This is a genomic window from Pseudoalteromonas phenolica (assembly GCF_005876835.1).
GTDB lineage: Bacteria > Pseudomonadota > Gammaproteobacteria > Enterobacterales > Alteromonadaceae > Pseudoalteromonas > Pseudoalteromonas phenolica_B.
This window is the reverse complement of the sequence record NZ_PPSW01000015.1, coordinates 49,612-70,133: the sequence shown is the minus strand read 5'-3', so window position 1 is coordinate 70,133 and position 20,522 is coordinate 49,612. Positions and strand designations below refer to the sequence as shown.

15 protein-coding genes are annotated in these 20,522 nt (G+C 39.9%); 9 read left to right on the top strand and 6 right to left on the bottom strand.

Annotated features, from left to right (window positions below):
* Positions 1-367: 367 nt before the first annotated feature.
* Together C1E24_RS10980 and C1E24_RS10975 are read left to right on the top strand one after the other, a co-directional pair.
* Positions 368-1,591, top strand: a complete 1,224-nt coding sequence (locus C1E24_RS10980; RefSeq protein WP_138481415.1) for a glycerophosphodiester phosphodiesterase family protein — start codon at positions 368-370, stop codon at positions 1,589-1,591.
* 75 nt (positions 1,592-1,666) lie between these two features.
* Positions 1,667-1,942 (top strand): hypothetical protein, encoded by a 276-nt coding sequence (locus tag C1E24_RS10975; protein WP_138481394.1) that lies wholly within the window; start codon positions 1,667-1,669, stop codon positions 1,940-1,942.
* A 63-nt stretch (positions 1,943-2,005) separates the two neighbouring features.
* Here the strand turns inward: C1E24_RS10975 and C1E24_RS10970 are convergent, their stop codons facing one another.
* Entirely contained in the window at positions 2,006-4,642 is a 2,637-nt protein-coding gene (locus C1E24_RS10970; RefSeq protein ID WP_431188322.1) for a TonB-dependent receptor plug domain-containing protein, read from the bottom strand.
* A 315-nt stretch (positions 4,643-4,957) separates the two neighbouring features.
* Here C1E24_RS10970 and C1E24_RS10965 point away from each other — a divergent pair, with 315 nt between their 5' ends.
* Complete coding sequence (locus C1E24_RS10965; protein WP_138481390.1) at positions 4,958-7,315, top strand: hypothetical protein; 2,358 nt, start codon at positions 4,958-4,960, stop codon at positions 7,313-7,315.
* Between the two features lie 106 nt (positions 7,316-7,421).
* Here the strand turns inward: C1E24_RS10965 and C1E24_RS10960 are convergent, their stop codons facing one another.
* Positions 7,422-8,003 (bottom strand): TetR/AcrR family transcriptional regulator, encoded by a 582-nt coding sequence (locus tag C1E24_RS10960; protein ID WP_138481388.1) that lies wholly within the window; start codon positions 8,001-8,003, stop codon positions 7,422-7,424.
* Positions 8,004-8,135: 132 nt separating this feature from the next.
* On the opposite strand from C1E24_RS10960, the gene C1E24_RS10955 reads away from it, so the two are divergent.
* On the top strand, positions 8,136-9,179 hold the full coding sequence (locus C1E24_RS10955; RefSeq protein WP_138481386.1) for an alkene reductase: 1,044 nt from the start codon (positions 8,136-8,138) through the stop codon (positions 9,177-9,179).
* A gap of 107 nt (positions 9,180-9,286) precedes the next feature.
* On the opposite strand, the gene C1E24_RS10950 is transcribed toward C1E24_RS10955, so the two are convergent.
* The 4 genes from C1E24_RS10950 to C1E24_RS10935 all read right to left on the bottom strand — a co-directional run bounded on the left by C1E24_RS10950 (position 9,287) and on the right by C1E24_RS10935 (position 13,630).
* Positions 9,287-10,744, bottom strand: a complete 1,458-nt coding sequence (locus C1E24_RS10950; protein WP_138481384.1) for a serine hydrolase domain-containing protein — start codon at positions 10,742-10,744, stop codon at positions 9,287-9,289.
* A gap of 157 nt (positions 10,745-10,901) precedes the next feature.
* Positions 10,902-11,954 (bottom strand): hypothetical protein, encoded by a 1,053-nt coding sequence (locus tag C1E24_RS10945; protein ID WP_138481382.1) that lies wholly within the window; start codon positions 11,952-11,954, stop codon positions 10,902-10,904.
* Positions 11,955-12,179: 225 nt separating this feature from the next.
* Positions 12,180-13,367 (bottom strand): NO-inducible flavohemoprotein, encoded by a 1,188-nt coding sequence (gene hmpA, locus C1E24_RS10940; RefSeq protein WP_138481380.1) that lies wholly within the window; start codon positions 13,365-13,367, stop codon positions 12,180-12,182.
* A 14-nt stretch (positions 13,368-13,381) separates the two neighbouring features.
* Positions 13,382-13,630, bottom strand: coding sequence for a hypothetical protein (locus tag C1E24_RS10935; protein WP_240721995.1), 249 nt, complete (start codon positions 13,628-13,630; stop codon positions 13,382-13,384).
* A 239-nt stretch (positions 13,631-13,869) separates the two neighbouring features.
* Between C1E24_RS10935 and C1E24_RS10930 the strand changes: the two genes are divergently transcribed.
* From C1E24_RS10930 to C1E24_RS10915, 5 genes are all read left to right on the top strand, one after another.
* Entirely contained in the window at positions 13,870-16,032 is a 2,163-nt protein-coding gene (locus C1E24_RS10930) for an ATP-binding protein (RefSeq protein WP_138481378.1), read from the top strand.
* A 173-nt stretch (positions 16,033-16,205) separates the two neighbouring features.
* Positions 16,206-16,376: a hypothetical protein gene (locus C1E24_RS20945; RefSeq protein ID WP_171040868.1), complete on the top strand. Its 171-nt coding sequence runs from the start codon at positions 16,206-16,208 to the stop codon at positions 16,374-16,376.
* Positions 16,377-16,394: 18 nt separating this feature from the next.
* Complete coding sequence (locus tag C1E24_RS10925) at positions 16,395-16,544, top strand: grasp-with-spasm system A modified peptide (RefSeq protein ID WP_138481376.1); 150 nt, start codon at positions 16,395-16,397, stop codon at positions 16,542-16,544.
* Between the two features lie 246 nt (positions 16,545-16,790).
* On the top strand, positions 16,791-19,583 hold the full coding sequence (locus tag C1E24_RS10920; protein WP_138481374.1) for a collagenase: 2,793 nt from the start codon (positions 16,791-16,793) through the stop codon (positions 19,581-19,583).
* Positions 19,584-19,798: 215 nt separating this feature from the next.
* On the top strand, positions 19,799-20,452 hold the full coding sequence (locus C1E24_RS10915) for a DUF5034 domain-containing protein (RefSeq protein ID WP_138481372.1): 654 nt from the start codon (positions 19,799-19,801) through the stop codon (positions 20,450-20,452).
* Positions 20,453-20,522 lie beyond the last annotated feature (70 nt).

Here is a 20,522-nt window from a genome sequence, read left to right as displayed (position 1 = left end):
ATATTTTAAGTTAACCAATTGTTAAGTTGGTGTTTTAAAAGTTAAATTATGACGGGGTTTTGTCAAGGTGATAATTGAATAAAAAATACTCATCGGATTTCGTTGGGGATAGTTTATGTAGAAATTTCTATTTTAAGATATAAATATCTCATAATTTCTATTTCATGAAAGTATTATGCATTTTCCGTGGTTTGTTAATTTAAATAAATTATTCCCCTAAATAGGTATTTTGGTTTTTTTAGACTTTTAGATGGTTAAAAGTAATAGTTTTATTCAAGCGTTTTGTGATGAATTTTGTGACGACGTCCATTTTATTGTCATTTTTGAGTGCTTTAATTGTCGTATATGAATATATAAAAAGCTTATGATGAAGAGATTTCTAGGGTTAGGTTTAATACTTTTAGCAGGGTGCAGTGCAGTGCCACCCAAACTGTCGAATGAGGAAGTTCAAGTTGGTATACGACCGTACTATTTACTTGAACAGCTACCAGAGTCTGAGTTAAAGAGGCGACTAAGTGGGTGTGAAACTTCGAACTTTAAAAAGACCGATTTCTCCATTGGCCATCGAGGCGCGCCAATGCAATTTCCTGAGCATACAAAAGAGTCATATATAGCGGCAGCTAGAATGGGTGCGGGTATATTAGAGTGTGATGTGGCTTTTACCAAAGACGAATCCTTAGTATGCCGTCATTCTCAATGCGATCTGCATACCACGACAAACATATTAGCCATGCCTGAACTTGCAAATAAATGTCGTATCCCTTTTCAAGCAGGTGATTTGAATAAAGGGATTAAGGCTCAGGTCCAGTGTTGTACTTCAGATCTAACCCTAGATGAATTTTTGCAGCTTAAAGGCAAGATGGATGGTGCCAACGCATTTGCTAGAACAAAACAAGAGTATATGCAGGGCACACCTAAGTGGCGCACTGATTTATATGCAGTAAATGGTACATTAATGACGCACAAACAAAGTATTGCGTTATTCAAACAGCTTGGCGTGAAAATGACGCCTGAGCTTAAAACACCACAAGTTGAGATGCCATTCAACGGCTTTACACAGCAAGACTATGCGAGAAAACTGATTGCTGAATATGAGCAGGCGGGTGTGCCTGCGAAGGATGTGTTTCCTCAATCATTTTTACTCTCAGACGTACAATATTGGATAAAACATCACTCAGAGTATGCGCAGCAGGCAGTTTATTTAGACGATAGCTATGAAATTGCAGGGTTCGATCACAATGACCTCAGAACTTGGCAACATACAATGGCTGAGCTTAAAAAAATGGGGGTGAATATTATTGCGCCACCGCTTTGGATGCTTGTCACAGTTAGTGAAGAAGGAACACTCGCGCAATCAACTTATGCAATAGAAGCAAGAAAAGCGGGATTAAAAATCATAGCCTGGTCACTAGAAAGATCTGGACCGCTTACTCATGGTGGTGGGTTTTATTATCAATCAGTGAAAGAGCTAATTAAAAATGATGGATTTACGTTAACGCTCTTAGATTTTCTAGCCCAAGATGTGGGCGTAATCGGTGTATTCAGTGATTGGCCTGCAACGACAACGTTTTATGATCACTGTATAAATTAACCTGAATAAAAACTACACAATTTATTGTTTTTTGTGTAGCTTTATTCTGTACATATCAGACAACAAGGAATAATTATGAAAAGTTTTACACTGAGTGCCTCATTAATCGCGATGATTTTTTTAGCTGGCTGTAATTCTACTAGTAAAAACCTTCAGGCTAACAATGAAGAAATAGATGAAGAAAATATGGTGTGTTACACAGAGCCAAAGTTGGGTAGTCGATTTGTTAAGAAAGAATGTATTACAAAAGAAGAAGATGCTTATCGTAGAGCCTTTGCTGAACGGGATGCTGAGCGATATGAGAGAACAACAGCAACTCGAGGCGGAGCCGGTACAAGAAGTGGTAAGTAACAAAGTTAAAACTTTAATTATAAAAAGCCCTAGAAATTATCTAGGGCTTTTTGCTTTTATGTCTTAGAAGTTGTACTTGAATTTCGCGTACATCTGACGACCAAGCGCATTATGGGTTTTGTTATCAATCCCCATTGATTCAGATGGTGCTTGTGGTGCCTCTTCGTTCATTAAGTTTGCTGCACCGGCAGTTAAAATTAAGTTATCAAAACCGGTGTAACTCACTGAAGCATCCAGCGTGGTCCAAGAATCAATCTTAAACTTGTTACCTTTTGCATCCTCTAAGTCATTATACGCATCGATATGACTGAAACTTAACGTAGTTACTACGTCATCAAGTTCCCAGTCAATACTTGCAGTCCAACGGAACTGAGGATGTTGATACTCACCATTTAAGTCTTCAGCTCTGATAAAAGTATTACCATCTTTGTCACTTTCGAAAGATTGCTCTTCAAAATTAAGGGCATAGCTAAGCTTATAATCAAACTTGAAGAAACCCATGTCTTTGGTATCAAGCTTATAGGCAAGATTTAAATCAAAACCATCTGTTTCTCGACCACCAATATTTACAAACGTATCATAAATCGTTTGGATACGGCCCGGTGTACTGCCTTCGTTCGGACCACGTACAACAAGGTTTGCATCGGTACCACAACAGTCAACTAGCTTTTGCGCACCAATCTTCTTGATAAGATCTTCTTGGTCGTAGTTCCAATAGTCGACACCCACAGAGAAGTCTTCAGTTGCTTGCCAAACCACACCTAAGTTGTAGTTGGTTGAGGTTTCTGGTTGAAGATTTTTATTACCAGCAACAATGGCTGTGTATTCATAAGGAGAACAATCTAGCTCGTTGCCTGTAATTTTACAGCGCTCTTTGTCAATGACGCTTGGAGATTCGTCAGTACGACCTAAGTGAAGTTGAACCAGAGAAGGTGCCCTAAATGCAGTACCCCATGAACCACGAACAACCAAATCTTCTGACGGCGCCCAGCGGAATGCAACTTTAGGATCTGTGGTGTTACCGAAGTCACTATAGTTTTCATATCGCAGTGCTAGTTGCAGTTCTAACGTTTCAAGCACCGGCACACTGAATTCAGCAAATAGGGCGGTGTTATCGCGATCACCGTTAGCCTGTGTTGCTTCAGTACCGAAGATCTCACCGCGCAGGTATTGGCTATCTGGATTATCTTCAATTTTTTCGTATCTATGCTCTAAACCAAATGCTGCTGCAACTGCACCTGCTTCTAGTTCAAATACTTCGCCTGATACAGTTGCATCAAATGATTGCATGCTAGAACTACCGTATCGCGTTGTTGTTGTTTCAATGAATGCTAAACCTTCAGGGGTATTGGTGCTAGGTTCAAACGGATTCCAATAACCTTTATCAATCGCTTCTTGAGCACGAAGCTTGTTCGGGAAGCCATCAAAGCCTTTCTCAACCGCACTTGAACGAATGGCTGAGTAAGCTGTTTCCCAATCCCAATCATTGAATGTACCACGGGCGCCGATCACGGCACGATAATACTCAGAGTCTACGTCTTTCTTACGGTTGCCAATATCATAGGTACGACGGCGCATTGAAATATCAACACCATGTAGGAAATGATCAGCGTCATCGGCAAGTGGATGATTTGGGTTATCGCCACTCATGAATAATTCGGTGAAGCTTGGACTACCTGCACCTTGAATGAATGTAGAAGCGTGTTGCGCTGAAAACTCCATGAAACCTTCAATGTCATCTGTGATTTCTTGTACACCGTTGTAGTTAAAGCTAATACGCTCAGTTGAAGGCACTAGGCTCATGTGTGGTGCATAGTCATAGCGGCAAATATCGCCAATGATCAAAGATTCATCACATTTGTCTTGACCCCAAACATCAGCAAAGATGGTTTGTTTCACAGGCGTACCATCATCGGCAATACTCTTCGTTGGTAGGGCATTCCACTGAGCATCAGTCAGCATGCTTCTAACGACTTCGATACTACCAGGAATACCCGATGAGCTTAGTGCATTGTTACCACCGCGGAAACGTTGATCGGCTGTTGAGGCATAATCACGGTCTGCATAGAATACATCGCCGCGCTTAAAATAGTCTAAAGAGAAGTTGTGATAACCTTTGTCACTGGTGGAGCCCCAAAGTAGCGTGAAGTTTTGCTCTTCACCACCGCCGTCAGCGGTATCTGAAATTTTGCCTGCGACTTCAAATCCATCGATGTCGTCACGCATAATAATATTGATTACCCCAGCTACGGCATCAGAGCCGTAGGTTGCAGATGCACCATCTTTAAGAATGTCGATGCGTTTTACTGCTGAAACAGGAATGGTATTTAAATCTACGAAAGAGGTTTCGATGTCTTTTGCGAATGGGCTGACAGCAACGCGACGACCATTAATTAATACCAATGTTGATGAAGCACCTAAGCCACGTAGCGCGACACTTGAACCACCATTGGCTGTATCATCACTCGAGTTACCTTGAGTACTAAAAGTACCCGCCCCAGAAACTGGTAACTTTTGTAATGCGCCAATTAAATCCGTTGAGCCCGTCGCAGCGAGATCTGCTGCAGAAAGAGACTGGACTGGTGAAGGGCCTTCCATATCAGTACGTTTAATATGTGAGCCGGTGACTTCAATACGCTCTACTTCTTCGTTATTTTCAGCTGCAAATATCGAAGTTGAATTAGCAACGATTACAGCCATTGCTACCGCAGATAGTTTATTGATTACTTTCATATTTTCCCTGTTAATCTATGTTGTCATTGTTATGGTGAAGTGTTTTTTTAACATAGTGATAACCTGTTGTGAATAGTTCATTTGATTATATTTGAAACAATATATGGCTGTTGTTACATTTTGCATTAATGTACCCGTTGAGTTTTCTGAAATGTTCCCGAAATTGCAATAAATAAAATAAAATTAATTACTTACAAATTAATACACTTTTTAAAGTGCAGTTTTATGAGCTTCAATGTAAGTTTCTAATTGAGGAATTTAAGCTAAATAAGGAACATTAGAATGCGTCATCTCTCATTATTTATTTTTTGTATTTTATTAACTGCCTGTGGTGGCAGTGGTGGTAAAAAAGAGACTGCTGACTCACAACCTGTGAGACAAAATAAAGCCCCTCAAGTCAGTATTTCAGGTGATTCAGAAACGCCTTCTCTAACATCAATCAGACTAAAGACATCTATTTCTGACCCAGAAAATGAAAGCGTCATAGTTAAGTGGACTAGCTCATTAAGTGGTGTGACTTTTAAGGACTCGTCAAATGCGGGAGTATTAGTGCAATTTCCTGCTGTTACAACAGATCAAGAAGTGACCCTTACTCTTGAAGTGACAGACAGTGCCGATAACAAAGTAAAGAAAACTTTCATCGTTATGGTGAAAGCCTCAAATAATCAAGTTGATATTGATTTACAAGATAACTATGAGTTTTTCTCTGGTGACTCAGTTGAAATCACAGCACAATTTTTTTCACGTGAAGAAATAATTGATATTGAATGGCAAACAGATGAGTTAGACCTTGCTAACAAACAAGTTACAACGCAAGAGGCTGACAATAGCGGTACTTCAATTGTGACATTTACAGCGCCAATGTTATCCAGCGAGTACACCTATAATTTGAACTTTGTTGTAACAACAGATCATGATGAATACCAACAGCCTTTTAAGCTCACTATTTTGCCGAAAAGCGAAGCAGGCCTAACAGTTAACCTTGATGCAAGCTATGAGGTTAACGAGCTGGATTATTTATTGATAGAGCCAAAAATTCAATCATCTGAGCGCATCACTTCTTATCAATGGCGCTGGTTAGATAATTCGTTAGGAGAACTGACTAATGCCAAGAATAAGAGTGTGACTATCAAAGCGAATGAAGTATCTGATGATACGAGTGCAATATTAGTACTCGATGTTGAAGCTCAAAGTGGTGACACAAAGTCTGTTCAAACTGAAGTTAAAGTAAAAAATATCGTGCAAGTCGGTAAGCTTTCGTTATCGGTCAACAGAGCTTATGCTGCGCCGGGTCAAGAAGTGGTGGTGAGCGTTGATACTGACAGTGCTGATGATATTCAGTCTTTTGAGTGGGTAATTGACGAAGAAATTTTTAAACAAAAAGAAGAGTCGGCGACCGCGCTTTCATTAGTAATGCCATCGCAAAGTACTTCGTTGGTAAGTACTCTGGTGCAATACAAAGCCACATTCAAAAATGGGCTTGAAGTCGAAAAAAATGCTGTATTTGCTTTACTCAGTGAATCTGCGACCAAAGCGACATTAGATATAGAGCAGCCAAGTGAATTGCCACAACTATTTAAAAACGAGCCGCTGACTTTTAATGCGTTAGCAATTGATAAAGCTGGGGTGTTAGACAGTGTTTCACTCGACGTATCGGATGTGAGTTACGCAGATATTGATACTTCGACACTGACTCAAGATGGTTTAAATTTATCTTTCACCTTGAAAGCCTCAGAAATTTTGCTCGATAGAGAGCTGATGCTCAAAGTCGTTATGAATGCCGGCACGGTTTCAGCCATAGAATATGTTTCGATCAATCTTAATAAAAGTAACTTGAAGTTATTTGCAGGTTCAGAGAAAACCTATATTTCAGGTAGTGATTATTATGTATTTGGTCATGGACAAGAGCGTCTAAATAATCCTATCAACACAATGAGCTGGTCAACGAATTATGATGACCTAGCAATTGAAACGCTGAATTCGACTGATGCGAAAGTCACAAATAACGGAGTGAGTGGCTTTCGTATTGTGACACTCAGTACACAAGATAGTGAAAACCAATTGATACAAGCCGATTTAAAAACCAATATGACATCTCGTATTTATGGCAAAGGTGAACGCTACACCTGTTATTTCAGAGCCGACGAAGTATCATGTCGAGATAATTTAAATTCCTTGCTAGATGTCGGAGAGCTAGCTGCCCCTGTTAAAAAGGGTGTAACCAAGGGAGAGTTTGTTTGCTTACTCAATAATGATGACCAAGTGAGTTGTCATGGCGAGGGGCCCTTGTCTGTACTTGAAGTACCAGAAAGAGCGGGTGTGGCTAACATTGTTGCCGTGAGTAATTCAGATATGTGCGCGCAATATAGTTCAGGTAATTGGCACTGTTGGGGCGAACAGGCAGATTATTTCAATAACTTGTTTGCAGATAAAGGTCATATTGATAATCTAATTGGTACGCAACAGGGCATGTGTTTAGTTAGCTCAGGTTACATTGAGTGTTATAACGACAAAAGTGAATTGATTTATCAAGACAAAAACAGCTTTGTAAAGTCGCTAGAGTTTGTGACTTTACTAAAAAAAGTGTGTTACACCACTGAAAGCTCATCATTACGAACTTGCCCTGATGAAATTAACTAATTAACTTTCAACAAAAAAAGAGCCTAAAAGGCTCTTTTTTTGTTTTATTAGGGCGTGTTTGTCTTTGAGGTATGGTTTTAATTTAATCAAAGGCTTTCAATGCGGCCTAAGCGCAAACGTCTTTGAATAGTTGCTTTGCTAACTTTTTCAATGTGTCAGGTTCAGGATGCGTATTAGCAAATGTTCGCAAACCATAAATACCCATTACAAAATATCGTCCTCTACATTCCGCTGAACGTGAATCAGAAATATCGCCCTCATTTTGTGCGCGAGCAAACTTATCGGTGATTGCTGACTGCCATGCTTCTAACTGCTGGCTTATCAAAGTCTGTACTTCATCATCCTGTTCGGCCAATTCATTGAGTGCCTTTGTGAGTAAGCAGGCTTTGCTGCTATCACAGCTTAAGCACTCTTCAACAATATGTTCTAAATAGGTTTCTAGACCTTGTTTACTTGAGTCGCTATTGATGAAAAAAGCACAAAATTCATCGCTTCTGTCTTGGTTATATTGGGAAATTGCAGCTAGCAGTAAGCCTCGCTTATTCTCGAAAGCACAGTAGATAGACCCAGGGTGCAGACCGGTTGCTTGTTTTAGATCTTGCATACTGGTTTTAGTGTAACCCTTATTTAAAAAGGCCTGCATGGCAGCTCGAAGTACTGCAACTTTGTCGAATTCGGCACTACGCATTGTATTTATCTTGAAGTGTTGATGAGGCAAGTTTAAATCAATTTGAATGTTTGTTCAAAAAAGTTCTTGAACGATCATTCAAATAGGGCTATCTTGAATAAACGTTCAAGAATGTACATAAAGAGAAACTCCATGACTGACAACCTATTTCAACCTTTTGCATTAAATAGCACCATAGAACTAAAGAATCGTATTTTAATGGCACCACTTACGCGTTGTATGGCCGATGATAATTTGGTACCGACTCAAGCTATGGCAGATTATTATGCCCGTCGAGCAGGTGCAGGCCTGATCATCACTGAAGCGACACAAATTCGCGCTGACGGTCAAGGTTACCCAAATACACCGGGTTTATTTACGCCTGAACAAATCAATGGCTGGCGCGTTGTCACAGATGCAGTGCATAAAAATGGCGGAAAAATCTTTGCGCAAATCTGGCATACAGGGCGAGTATCTCACCCGTATTTTTACGAAGGCGATGAGGTACTTGCGCCAAGTGCTGTAAAGGTTGAAGGTACTGTGCCGAGAATGCGTGACCTTGAATATCAAACGCCAACCCCTATGACGCAAGCGCAGATCCAACAAATGGTAGAAGATTTTGCACAAGCTGCATCGAATGCCATCGACGCAGGCTTTGATGGTGTAGAGATCCACGGCGCAAATGGTTATCTTGTTGACCAATTTTTACATTACTCAAGTAATACCCGTGAAGATGAGTTTGGCCAGACACCAGAGAATATGGCTCGTTTTCCACTACAAGTTGTAGATGCCATCAGTGACCGAATTGGCGCTGACAGAACCGCGTTACGTGTTTCTCCAGGGGCATATTTTAATATGGAAGCAGACAGTAGAGATAAAACTGTGTTTGATTATTTGTTAGATCAATTGTCTGAACGCCAACTAGCTTATTTGCATGTGGGTATCTTCGATGATGCCATGGAGTTCGACTATTTAGGTGGTACTGTAAGTGGCTATATTCGACAAAATTACCCACACACGCTGGTGGGTGTGGGTGGTTTTTCTGCAGAGACAGGAAGCCAAGCCATTGCTGATAATAAATTTGATTTATTGGCAATTGGTCGCCCTTTCATTGCCAACCCTGATTATGTTGAGCGTGTTCAATCAGGTGAAGCGGTGGTTGAATACTCAGAAGAAATGCTAACACAATTAGTTTAAACGCTGAGGTTTTAGCACACTAACAAAAGTTTCCTGATTAAAAGTTAACTTAGACCAAAGTGCTTACTCTTTAGTAAGCACTTTTTTGTGTTTTTTATTTAATTTATTTACTTTATCTTTTGTAATTCAAATCGACCGGCAACAGTTAATCCTGTCACTCTTTTACCTTCGAATTTAAAGACAAACTCATTGCCAGAAACGGCACTGATGAATTTCGAGGTGTTTTCCGGTACGAGCCGGGACGGCATTACGTCACCCGGATTTTGAATTGTCACCTTACCTTCATTCACGCTAATTTTAGAGATGAAGTCGCCGTTATAACCAATGTCAGTAAGTAGTAGGTATTCACCTTTATAGGCGTCTAGTTGTTGAGGGTTTAATGTGACAGGCTGAATGACAGTTTGCTCTAAGAATGCAACATCATAATGCTTAGATAATGTTGCCATAATTTCGTTGTTCAGTGTATTTGCGTTGTCACCATTGGACATCACGACAAAAGCATCGCCTTTATTTACTAATGCTTTAAAGTCATTTGTGAAGCCAAGATTTTTTCCACCGTGTCCGAATGCAAGTTGTCCATCAACGTCCATTAATGCAGGGCCTAGGCCCCAATCATTTTTATGTTTGGTAAACATGGCTTGTACGGTTTCTTTTTGCAAAATACCATCTTTCTTACCCTTCATAATTGCTTGCATATGAGAGGCATACTTTAAAATATCAGTTGGGGTTGTCCAAAGACCAGCCGCTGGTTTTTCAGGGTAATCATTGAATACAGCTGAATGCATATTGCCATCACCATCAAATGCAGCGCTGGCTCGTTTCTTAAGATCATTTGGTAATGTATGTGCGTAGGTGCTGTTCAGCATCCCCATAGGTTTTAAGATGTTTGCATCGGTAAACTCAGCAAATGTCTGTCCGCTAATTTGCTCAACCAGTAATTGCATAACAGTGTAGCCACCTCCAGAATAACGCCATTCAGAACCTGGTGTTAACACAACTTCGACTTTAGCCGTGTTACCTTTACCATCTAAGACATCGATAATTGAAGGAACGTTATCACCCGTTGAATAGCCGGGGAACCCGTGCACTGATAGCCCTGCGGTATGAGTAAGCAATTGTCTGAGGGTGACAGGTGTTTCTTTAGATAGCTTAGCGCCAGTTAATTGATAACCTTTTAGGTATTTATTTACATCTTCGTCTAAAGACAGCTTACCTTGCTCAACTAATTTTAACGCGGCTAATGCACCGATGGGTTTACTAATTGATCCCGCCTGAAATAGCGTATGTTCGTTTACTGGCTGTTTTGTCTTACTGTTAGCAATACCAAAGCCTTTAGCCCAAATAATCTCACCATTTTTTAATACCGCGATGCTCAAGCCCGGTACATTCTCGTCTGCCATTCTCTTAATTAAGGTCGTCTTAGGCTGTGCTTCTCCTGCAATAACAATGCTTTTTTGAATATGTTGTTCGATTGTGTCTGAAGCATGGGTTGGTTGGCTAAGCGTGCCTGCAACGAGTATTAAACTGCTAGCAATTGCAATATTAATAGCTTTCCTTATAAACATATTGGTTCCTCAATTATTCGATTTAGGTGGAGTCTAATATTTAAGCTATCAAAGTTGTTGATTGGTGACCACTGTCTAGAAATGCTTGTTTACAAATAAAAAAAACGGCGAGTTTTATCTCGCCGTTTGGTTTGGGGGATCTTCGTCAAATAAAAGTTTATTGAAAGTATAGAGTCAAAGCCTGTTTTAAGTGCTCTGCCATTTCGTCGCGGTGATATTTTCTGACGCCATAACTTTGCTCTAGGTGAATAAAGCGTTTTGCAGAAGCATCTGCGCTTTTGTGGCAACTATCAACAGAGCCATTGGAGTGGCGACCTTGAACATTCCACGTGCCACCTAGGCTTTTAGTATCGTTACCATAAACACAGGCTTTAATTTTGCCACCCGCTTCTACGTTTTTTCTGAGCAGTTGCATAATACTGTGTTCATCGTCATTGGTTGCATAGCGAACACCTTCACTTAAATTAAGCATTAAGTCGTTATCGGTACCGCATTGAGATTGTAACTTGGCACGAGTGGTAGAGCCAAAACCGTGGTATTGAATAAATACGGTAGCGTCATCGTAGTTGCTAGCTTGTTCGTGAGCGACTTGAAAGTATGATTCAGTTTGGTGCGCAACGTCACTTGCAGAGTAATTTGTGCCTGTACATTCGCTAATATCATGGCTGCTGTCACGGCGTGTTCCTGCGAGCATCAATAACTTGCTCTGTGTGTGTAAGAAAGCGTCAATTGATTGTGTGCCTGTGAAAGAGTCTCGCTTTGGGTGAGGTGCTTGAAGTACCGCATTTAAGCCATTTGGGTTAAGCACATAAGTACCACCACCTTTAAAATCGGCACTTGGCAATTGGTTTTTCTCTTGCAATAAGTAGTAAGTATTACCCGTATCTACATCTGAAAACTGAATGACTAGGTAGTCAATTTGTTGGGCGTATTCTTCTGCAAGCGGCCAATTTTGTTGATAAAAGGCATCAAACATTTGCTCGAATATGTGTTGTTCTTGTGCTGATGGCATTACCCAGCGGTCATCGGCTTTGCTGCCATAGTTATATGACTTCAAATGCTTGTCTAACTCACCAGACATCAAGGTGATTGCTTTTGAAGGAAAGCTGAAAAAAGTAATGAGAAAAAGAACGCATGTGATGATGACGTAAAATACCAGAGGACGAGCACCATTTGATGTATTGGCTGTTTCAGATCTGAATAAATGCATATTGCACCTCAAATATGTTGAAAACTGACCCAGTTACATCCTTGGGAATACTTAAAAAGTATTAGTCTTTTTTTTAAATTTACTAAAGTAGTAGTATTAATATCAGGGTTTGCAAAAAAGTACTAGTACGACCATTTAAAATGAGTAAATAGTATTAGCTGGCAGATAGAAGCAACCGAAGTAACATATGTGGTCAGCTCGGTTGCATTGTTGGGGTGGAGAAAGTTAAAGTTGTGCGTGCGGGCCAAATACTTCGTAGTGAATTCGACTGCTGCAAACACCTAGGTTTTCTAATTCGGTTTTAGCAAATTTCATAAATCCAATCGGCCCACAGATATAGAAGTTACCTGTTTGCTTTGGCAGTTCGATTTGCGAAAAGTCAATTAAGCCAGTTGATTGGTTTTGCAATAAGTGAGAGTCTTTCGTTTCTCTTAACCAAGTATGGTGTGCCCACTGGTTTTGTTCACATAAAGTTGCGGTTTGCAGTGCAAACGAATGTTGTTCTTGGTTTTCACAGGCATGTAAGAATGTCACAGGATGCGGGTATTTAATATCGGACTTAAATTCAAGCATAGATTGCATTGGCGTGATACCTACTCCTGCAGAAATAAGCACAACCGGAGATTGTTTATCTGTGAAATAGAAATCTCCAACAGGTGCATGTAAATCAACAACATCACCAACATTTAGATGATTGTGCAGGAAGTTTGAGACAATACCATTATGTTCACCTAATTCTCGCTTTACCGAAATGCGGTAGCTGCGTCCATTAGGTTTATCTGATAACGAGTATTGACGTATTTCTGTGTGTTCAAAATGCTCGCTACTGATCTCAATACCTAAGTATTGGCCGGGTTTAAAGTCTGCAACCGCTTGTTCATCGACAGGAATAAACACAAAACTGGTTACCAATTTTGATTCAGATGTTTTACTTGCGAGTCTAAATGCGCGTTTACCTTGCCAACCTCCAAGTTTATTGGCGTTTTCGGTGTAAATTGAGCTTTCTTTATTGATAAAGATATCAGCGAGTACGCCATAAGCAGTGGTCCAAGCCTCTTCTATTTCTGGTGTAAAGTCTGCGCCTAATAATTCCCTAAACGTCTCAATTAAATGCAGACCAACAATGTCATAGTGATGCGCTTGAATGTGAAAGCTAGTGTGTTTGTTTGCAATGCGCTCTACCGCACTTTTTAATGCACTCAAGTTATCTATGTTTTTTGCATAGGCCAGAATTGCTTCAAATAACGCGACCTTTTGACGACCTGTATGCTGGTTACTCATGTTGAAAATGTGTTTAAGTTCAGGGTTCACTCTAAACATACGATTATAGAAATGCTCTGTGATGGCACTACCACCTTGTTCAATAACGACAGATGTACTTTTAACAATATCTATGTGCTGTTTGGTTAACATGACTTTCCTCAAGATTAAAAACTAGTGTGACCTAAGTGATAAGCGCCGATACAGCGGATCACATAAGCTATTTTGAATAACGCGCTAAAAATGATTGTTGCGATATGGCTAGCAATCTGAGCAGGCAAAGAGAAGTGTTCTGCTAGTGAAAAGCTGACAATGAGCGAGCTGACCGTCAGCAATAACAAAATCACCATGGCGCGACTGCCGAATTTTAAGCAGTATTGATAAAGGGGTTGCTCTGATAGGACTTTTGATTGCATAAAGCTTACTCTTAATTAAACGCGACGAGTTATATAAATCAACATTGGTGCCAATTTTTATCTTATTGATATTGTTGGTTTTTAATTTTTTTGTTACAAGGCTGGAGTCATTTTGACTTTTATGGGCGTGAGTCTATTTGACTCATTCGTGTGTGGTTGTATTAGACTTTAGTTGGAATCGTTTTGGATTACGCGCTAGACTTTCCTTTTGGTTGTTAATCAAGTGTTTGTAATAGAGTATGAAAATTGCTTTTTTTGTGTTTTTTGCACTTTTTAGTGTGGCAGCTATCGGCTCAACGAACGCAGAGTTTGAAGAGTTTAAGGTGCAATCTGAAAGCACTAAAACATCTCAAGAGCGACAGGTTTTGCTCAAAAAAGCGGATGATTTATTAAATAGTAATGTAATGACACAATCTCAAACTGCTTATGTGCTTCATAGAGCAGGCCTTGTGTGCATCCGAGAAGGGTGCTTTGAGCAAACAATCACTTATCTGGGGAAGCTAGAAACCTTACTTGAATCATTTGACAGTTTAGAATATTCAGGTAAGTTAAATCTGTCTCGCGGTAATATGGCGATCACCCGGGGTAATCACTTCGAGGCAATACCTTATTTAATTGCTGCTGCGAATTTCTTTGAACAAGCTGAATTACATACTTTATCATCTCATGCGAATCGATTTTTGGCCCATGCTTATCAGCAGTTAAACAAATACTCCGATGCTGTGATAGCGTTAGATGCCTCACTTGAGGCGGCTATTAAAGCGGAAAATGTGCAACTTGAAATGGCGGTTGCAAGGCAGAAAAGTGCGATTTACACCAGTTTAGACTTAATTGAAAAGTCACTAGAGATTCAACTGCAACAACTGCAAAAAATCCCATATCTACCAAAAAAATCTCAAGAATTTTGGATGAATGATACGCTATGGGGGTTAGCTGAAAGTTATGCTGCGCTTGATGAGTATGCAAAAAGTTTCGACTACTTCAAAAAAGTCTATGACATGGACAAGCGCCTTAATGGCAAACAAGATCAAGCAGTTACACTTAGAAGAATGGGCGAACAAAAAGTTGCGCTAAAGCAATTTGATGAAGCTGCCGAATATTTTGAATTCTCTTTAGGGATACTTAACGAGCTAAATGTTCCTTTAGCGATTTTAGATACGAAAACTAATATCAGTGAAATGTATTTGCGACAAGGTAAACTTCAATTAGCCCAAGACACGCTTGAAACAATTGTTGAACAACTAGATATAACTAAGAATGTGAATGCATATGCACGAGCAAGCTACTTATTGATTGATACGTATTTGCAGGGTGAATTATTTGAAAGAGCGCATAGACAGCTGTTGTTAATTGAGTCGCTTAAAGATAAAGATATGGCGAAATATTACGGTTTTCTAGCGCAAGCATTACAAGGTAAAGGTGATTTAAAAGGCGCGTTTGAAGCGCAAAACCAAATGCATTTGGCCTACAAAAATAAGATGAAAGAGCAGGGAAGTCTGAAAACCCTTGTTTTAGCTTCTGAGTCAGAGTACGTGGCAGGTCAGTTCGAGTTAAAACAAGCAAAAGCGGAACAGGCCTTATTGAAAGCTGAGCAAGCTCTTACGCGGTATATTGGTTTCTCGATTGTCGCTGTTTTATTATTTATTATTTTGTTTGTTTTGGTTTTTACTCGGCAACGAAGAGCGAGGCTGGAGCAAGAAGCCAAACATTTGAACCAAGCCTTGGAGCTTAAAAAGCAGTTGCTTGCTGATGTGTCTCATGAGTTACGTACACCTCTTGCTGTTTTAAAACTTCATTTAGAAGCGCTTGAGCATAACCTTGTGTCAGATCCTCAGTCTACTTACAAGGTGTTAAACCAGAGACTAGATAATCTGAATCTACTAATATCAGATATTTATGAGCTAGCTCAGGCTGATACAGGTACGTTTAACTTAAATTTAGAATCGCATGATGCGAGTGAGCTGTTCGATGACTTAGCTGGGCAAATCGAAGATGTACTGTGCGACCATGATTTACACCTTGAAGTGAAAAAGTCATCACTCGATATGGTATTACTTGAAGTAGATGCAGCAAGGTTACATCAAGTAGTTGCCAACTTGAGTCGAAACTCTATCCACTACACAGATAAACCTGGCGAGGTTTGTTTTGCACTTTCAGAAACAGAAGAGGCTGTGATCCTATCATTCTCAGATTCAAGCCCCGGTGTATCTGATCAAGACTTGCCGCATTTATTCGAGCGCTTATTCCGCTGTGATAAGTCTCGAAGTCGCGATCTTGGTGGGTCGGGACTCGGATTATCTATTTGTGAAAAGGTAGTAGAAGCTCACGGTGGTGAAATTAGCGCTTCTCACAGTGAATTAGGTGGTTTAAAAATAGCGATTACATTACCTAAAGTGTTATAGGACAAATATACCAATCCTAATAATAGATCGCTTAATTTAGAGGATTGGTATTGCATATTCAATTCTGAGGGGTTTTTAAGGTGTTTAATATTTATTCAATCTAACTATTTTCTAACATTTATTAGAATAGGATGTTAATTTAATGTTTCATTAATTATCTAAGGAGAAGAACGATGAAACTTTCACTTAAAAAGAAAAACCTTAAAACACTTAAACAACCTTTAGCTAATAAACAGTTAGGCGCAGCTGCGACACCTCAGATTGGTGGCGGAGCAAAGCCGATTGATGATGAAACATTTACCCATCCGTTCATTTGTACATCGTTTGTTGGCTTCACTTGCTAATCAAAGGAGTTTAATGTTTTGAAATTAAATAAAAAGAAGCTAAAAAATCTATCTAAAGAATACAAGCAATTAGATGAAAAACAAACGCCAGCAGTTGCGGGTGGTGTCACCACCTCTCGTCTTTGGTGTGTCACTACAGGCCTTTGTGCTGATACACAGTTCTGCTAAGTGTCGATAATTTTTTAGTTACAACATAAAAAAGAGGCTTTGCCTCTTTTTCTATTTATAATTCCTAGCCAATCAAAGCGCTTATATTCAATTCAGTTACTCCCCCCCCCTTCGTTCTGGTTGTAAATATATTGTTTGCAAAATCAGTTATTGCATACAATATATTGCATTCTTGTTAATGTGCTGCTTTAATGTTTGGCGTTTGAGCGATTTGTTCAAATAAAAAACAACAAGTAAGGAAAAGCAATGAAACTTAAAAAACTGGCAGTACTGGTCGCAGGCTCGTTTTATGGCATAACAGCATTTGCGATGACAGAACCGCAAATGCAGCAAACAAATACCATCAATACTGAGCATCACCACCACCATCATCATGGTGTAGAAAATGAGAGTCATGTTGAAAATGCCCCAACTGCTGAATCTCAATATGTTGATCAACCAGTCATGATGCAAATGAATGCATTCTCAATGTCTAATGTACAGGCTGTGGCAGTGTGTAATGTAAATGCGCTTGCTACCACAAATAGCTCGACTTTGATCAATGAAATTAAGTCTCAAGGTGTGCAATGTGTAAACGATTTATTCTCAGCCTCGAGCAATATTCAAGCAACCGCATTTGACTCTAACAATATGTATGCAGTGGCAAATCACGTAAAAACACTGAGCCAAAACTACCAAGGTGGCGGGGATGCTAACATTGAAGCCATGTTCTTGTTCTTGCGAGCGGGTTATTTTGCAGAGTTTTATAACGATCAAGTTACATTTGCGACTTGGGTCACGCCTGCAGTTAAAGGCGCGATAGATGCATTCGTAAATAATAGCCATTTCTATGACGACAATGATGCGCACGGTAAGACCTTATCTGAAGTCATCATTACGATGGATAGCTCAGAGCAGCAAGATGTTTACCTACCTGTTGTAACTCAGTGGCTAAACCGCTGGAACGAAAGCTATGCATCAAAATGGAACATGCGTGGTGCGGTAAATGGCGTTTTCACTTTGCTTTTCCGCGGTCAGTGGAATAACGAATTTAAAGCTAAAATTGGTACGCAAACAGATCTAGTTGCTGCACTGAGAAAGTTCACAACCAGCACATATATGATTAACTCTGATGCTGAGTTTATGTTTGCAAACGCAGCGCGAGAGCTAGGTAGACTTAAGCAATACACAGGTACCGCAATTCAGGCTTCGGTTGATGCAGGGTTAAAAGACATCTTTAGTCGTTATGAAATGGTTGGTTACGGTGATGTCGCTTGGTTAGGTGCAGCAGAAACAGCAAGCTACCATGGTGACTGTAACGATTATGGTATTTGTAACTATGGTGAGCAGCTTGAGAATCAAGTACTGTCACAAACTTATACATGTAGTAGTACAATTAAAATTCGCTCGCAGAATATGACAACGGCTCAGCATCAAGCTGCATGTAGCAAAATGGGCTATGAAGAAGGGTATTTTCATACCAAGTTAGATACAAATAATGTACCTGTTGCTGACGATAACAACGTTCAATTACAAGTTAATATTTTTGATTCAAGCACAGATTACGGTAAATATGGCGGCCCAATTTTTGGTATTAATACCAATAATGGCGGTATGTATTTAGAAGGCGACCCTTCAAAGCCAGGTAATATCCCGAACTTCGTTGCATATGAAGCAAGTTATGCGAACCCTGACCACTATGTTTGGAACTTAGAGCATGAATATGTTCACTACCTCGATGGTCGCTTTGACTTATATGGTGATTTTAATGCGCCAACTGAAGCAATTGTGTGGTGGAGTGAAGGTGTTGCTGAATATGTTGCTAATGAAGATAACAACCAAGCAGCAATTGATACTATTATAGATGGCTCAACCTACACGTTAGGTACAATCTTTAACACCACCTATGATGGCTTTGATCAAGACCGTATTTATCGTTGGGGCTATTTGGCTGTTCGATTTATGTTTGAGCGCCATATTGATGAAGTAAAGCTCATGCTTAACTCGACTCGTACAGGTGATTGGGCGGCGTATAAAGCGCGTTTAAACAATTGGGCAGTTGATTACGATGCCGAATTTACACAGTGGACACAACAACTATCTAATGGTGGCGGTACAGTAAATGAAGCGCCAGTCGTTGCGATTAACGGCCCTTATACGGCAAACAAAGCTGAGCTTATTAACTTCTCTAGCCAAGGCTCATTTGATAAAGAAAGTAGCATTGCTAGTTATACTTGGAATTTTGGTGATGGCACGTCAAGTTCTGAAGCGAACCCTGCACATAGCTATGCGCAGGCGGGTGAATATACAGTGTCACTGACAGCAACTGACACAGAAGGCGCGAGCAGAACAGAGTCAACAACAGCGACTATTTTAGGTGATACGACGCCAACAAACCAATTGAAAAATGGTGAATCGAAGACCATTTCTGGCGCGCAAGACAGCGTATTAAAATTCACGTTTGTGGTACCTGCAGGAGCAAGTAATCTAAACTTTGCATTAAACGGTGGCACTGGTGATGCCGATCTGTACGTGAAGTTTGGCTCAGAGCCGACCATGTCTGACTATGATTGCCGTCCTTATATCGGGGGGAACAACGAAACATGTGAGATCAGTAATGTACAAGCTGGGACTTACCATGTGATGGTTTATGGTTACAACAGCTTTGATACGTCGATTATGGCGAGCTTCAACGCGGGTTCAGGCTTCAATGTACCTGATGCGTGTGCGACAAGTGGTCCTGTAACAGGTGGTCGTTTATATGACGGCCAAGTGAGATGTTTAGCTGAGCAAGACACAATCTGGTTAAGCTTAGAAGATGTAAGTGGTCAAAACAGTATCGCAATCACAACCGCCAATGGCTCGGGCGATTTAAGCCTCGAATATAGCAACCAAGGCTGGCCTACCAGCACAAATGTAGACGCTTCTTCTACCAATAGTGGGAATGGTGAGTGTATTTATATTAACAACCAAAGCCAATATTGGGGTTACGTGAAAGTATCGGGTAATGCAAAAGGGGCTTCTATTGTGGTTGATTACAACACTCCAGGTTGTCGTTAAAAAGGTTTTAAAGATAGGAAGTTCTTTCTTGTCTTTATAAACAACCCCCAGAGTGAAAGGCCAAAACCATCTTAGGTTTTGGCCTTTTTATTGAGCGATTACATTAATTTACAAACTAGATCAGAATAAAACTAAAAAGTGATGCGACAGGCTTTGCAGAAATATGATTTGGAGTCAGAATAGAAACGCTTATTTAAACTAGAAAGGATGCATCTATGAAACGCAGTACCATATTTACTTCAGCTTTTCTTGCCCTATTAATTGTAGGTTGTAGTAATGATGAAGAACCTGATAACCCTTGTGGAAGTTTTAGTAATCCTGAGTATGTTATTAATGATTATACACTGAGAGTATTTAATTCGGATCTGCGGGGAGAATATGTTGGTGGAGATGCTTATGAAAGTGTTGACGCCATTGACTTTAACTCATTCATTATAAAGCTAGACATAAAAACGGGCACAGTAGCCAAGCGTTTTGACACAATTTTTGATTTTTCACTGATGAGTAAAGCCTATGCTTGCTCACCTGTGTTACCTTTCACAGAGCAGCGCATTTCGAGTATTAAGATTACTTCTAGTGCCGCTTTCAATGATGATTTACCCGCAGGAAGCAGTTTGAATGATGTTTTTGATGTGGTGTACCTAGATTACGTACCTACTCCTTATTACAGTGAACAAAATGGTGATGTAGACTATTTTTCTGTGACAGAGTTCACTGCTCAGCCAGATAATATGCCTGCAGAAATAACCCAGTTGGCGCTCAATACTGAACCCAAATATAAACAAAATCATGTGTTTTTTATAGAAATTAACTTTCATTCAGGAGAGCAATTTTTACTAGAGACAAGAGAAGTGAGTTTTAAGGAATAATATCAATCCTATTTACTGGTCTAACAATGTTTTTATTTCTGGTTGATTTAAGTTAGACCAAATTTATTTA